Source organism: Phenylobacterium sp., from assembly GCF_037138395.1.
GTDB lineage: Bacteria > Pseudomonadota > Alphaproteobacteria > Caulobacterales > Caulobacteraceae > Phenylobacterium.
The window spans coordinates 1-2,566 of record NZ_JBAXIM010000231.1; the positions used below are offsets into that span (position 1 = coordinate 1).

At 69.8% G+C, this 2,566-nt stretch carries 3 protein-coding genes; all 3 read left to right on the forward strand.

Features of this window, described 5'->3' with window-relative positions:
- The first annotated feature begins 98 nt into the window (after positions 1-98).
- From WCJ52_RS12650 to WCJ52_RS12660, 3 genes are read left to right on the forward strand one after another with little or no spacing between them, the layout of a single operon-like run.
- Complete coding sequence (locus tag WCJ52_RS12650) at positions 99-1,232, forward strand: divergent polysaccharide deacetylase family protein (protein WP_336903661.1); 1,134 nt, start codon at positions 99-101, stop codon at positions 1,230-1,232.
- Positions 1,229-1,714: an RNA pyrophosphohydrolase gene (locus tag WCJ52_RS12655; RefSeq protein WP_336903663.1), complete on the forward strand. Its 486-nt coding sequence runs from the start codon at positions 1,229-1,231 to the stop codon at positions 1,712-1,714. The genes WCJ52_RS12650 and WCJ52_RS12655 overlap by 4 nt, the downstream gene beginning before the upstream one ends.
- The gene (locus tag WCJ52_RS12660; protein ID WP_336903662.1) at positions 1,711-2,496 is read left to right on the forward strand and encodes an alpha/beta fold hydrolase; all 786 of its coding nucleotides are present in this window, start codon (positions 1,711-1,713) and stop codon (positions 2,494-2,496) included. Before WCJ52_RS12655 ends, WCJ52_RS12660 begins: the two co-directional genes overlap by 4 nt.
- The last annotated feature ends 70 nt before the right edge of the window (positions 2,497-2,566 follow it).

Below are 2,566 nucleotides of genomic sequence, written 5' to 3' on the forward strand. Positions count from 1 at the left end.
GATCGGGAAAGCCAGGCGCGGACGGGTTCCAAAGGGATGGAAGTCGAACTAGCCTTTGGAAACCGCCTAGCGAAAGGCTCCGGTCCGGAGACCTACCCATGAGTCGCAAGCCCTCAGTCCGAGCCGGCCCCGCCGCCTCCCGAATCCGTCCGGGACAGGGAGCGCTGGGGGCCTTCGTCTCCAACCCCCTGGTGGGTGCGGCGGGCGCGCTCGTCCTCTTCCTGGCCAGCGCCGCGGTCCTGATCTCGATCCTGGGGGATCCTGCGGCGGGCTATCCGCAGGTCCGGGCAGCGATCACGGGGCCCAAACCCCAGGGCTGGACGTCCGCCGTGACCGCCGGGCGCGCGGCCGGGGCCGACCTGGCGCGGGCCGAATACAGGCTGACCCGATCCCCGGAATCACCGCCCCTGTCCACAGCGACGGACGCCCTGGCCGCGGCGGGCGTCATGGCGGGAGGTCCGCTTCCGCTGGCCCCCCTGGAGGGGGTCAGCCGCAAGACTGCCGAGGGAATCCTTCCAGTGATCGGCCCCGGAGGCCTGACGCCCGCCCGGGCCTATGCCCGGCCCTTCAAGGCCAGCGGCCGGCCGCGAGTGGCCATCATCGTCGGCGGCCTGGGCCTGGATCCCACCACGACCCGCCTCGCCCTGGAGAGCCTGCCGCCGCAGGTCACCCTGGCCTTCTCCCCCTACGCCCCCGGCCTGCAGGACTGGATCAACCAGGCCCGAGCCCGCGGCCATGAAGTGCTGCTTGAAGCCCCCATGGAGCCTGAGGACTATCCCGAGAACGATCCGGGCCCCTTCACCCTTCGCGCCCGCGCCCAGCCCGCCGAGACCGTCAAGCGGCTGGAGTGGATCCTCAGCCGCGGGACGGGTTACTTCGGGATCCTGAATCGGATGGGCGAGCGGTTCGTAAAGAGCCCCGAGGGCATGGGTGCCCTGTCCGGAGCCCTCCGAAGCCGGGGGGTAGCCTTCATCGACACGGGGATAGCCTCGACCTCCGGGACCGCCGAGTTCCGGGCCTCTGCAAACCAGGCCCTGGACACCGTCCTTGCGCCCGAGGCGATCGATGAGGCCCTGCTGCGGGTCGAGGCCGCAGCCCTTTCCCGGGGCGAGGGCCTGGGCATCGCCCAGGCCTACCCCCTGAGCCTGCGCCAAGTGGCCTCCTGGGCGGGCCAGATCGAAGGTCGGGGCTTCCAGCTGGCACCCGCCTCCGCCCTGGCGAAGATCCGCTGATGAACCTCGACGAATACCGACCCAATGTCGGACTGGTGCTCTTCGATCTGGAGGGCCGGGTCTGGATGGGACGCCGGGTCGAGACCCCTCCGCCCTACAACTGGCAGTTCCCGCAAGGGGGCATCGACGACGACGAGGACCTTGAGGCCGCCGCCCTACGGGAACTGAAGGAGGAGACCGGGATCACTTCCGTGTCGATTCTCGGCCGGACCCCGGGCTGGCTGGCCTACGACTATCCGATCGCAGCGAAGAGGGGTCGGCGCGGATGGAAGGGCCAGAAGCAGGTCTGGTTCGCCCTGAGGTTCGAGGGCGAGGAGACCGAGGTGCGCCTCGACCAGCACGATCCTGTGGAGTTCGACGCCTGGCGCTGGGCACCCCTGGCGGAGGCACCTGAGATCATCGTACCCTTCAAGAAGCCTGTCTACGCCACGGTGGCCCAGGCCTTCGCGCCTCACGCCGTCAAGGTCCGGGGCGCGTCATGATGAGACCCTCCACTGTGGTGATGGTCCATGGCGCCTTCTGCGGCGGCTGGGTGTTCGACGATTTTCGCAGGCCCTTTGAGGCCGCAGGCCTGAAGGTCGCTGCCCCGGACCTGCGCGGGCATGGCCCGGAGGACCGGCGCGGCGACGTGGCAAACCTTTCCATGGCCGACTATGCGGCGGACATCACCGCGCTCTGCCGCCGGATCGCGGCCGAGGACGGCGAGCCGCCCGTGCTCCTGGGACATTCCATGGGCGGCCTGGTGGCGCAGATGATCGCAGGGCGCCTGCCCCTCGCAGGCCTCGTCCTGCTGGCACCCTCCGCACCCTGGGGCGTCTTCGGCTCCAGCCTAGAGGAAGCGGTCACGGCGGCGACCCTGCCTCTGGTGGCGCCCACACCCTTCTCACCGGTAGAGCCGGACCTGCACCTCCTGAAGGGGTTCAGCCTCGACCGACTGGCGCCCGGGGCCCGGGAGGCTGCGGCGCAGCGGGTTCGACCGGAGAGCGCCCGCGCCATCCTCGAGACCCTGAACTGGTGGCTGGACCCGCTGATGACGACTCAAACAAATCCGCCGCCCCCAGGCCTGGAAAGCCTCGTGATCTCGGGCGGGAAGGACCGGGTTCACCCGCCCGCGACGGTCCGACAGGTGGCCGGACGCCTGGGCGCTGAGTATGTGGAAATGGCGGGCATGAGCCACTGGCTACCCGGCGAACCGGGCTGGGAAGCGGTGGCGGAACGCGTTCTGGACTGGCTGGCGGGCCGCCCGGACCGTGTCGCAGCCTAGAACTTGCGCTCAGAGTAGAGGATTTCACCCATCCCCCACTTGGGGTTGACCTCGGTTCCATCCGGCTTCT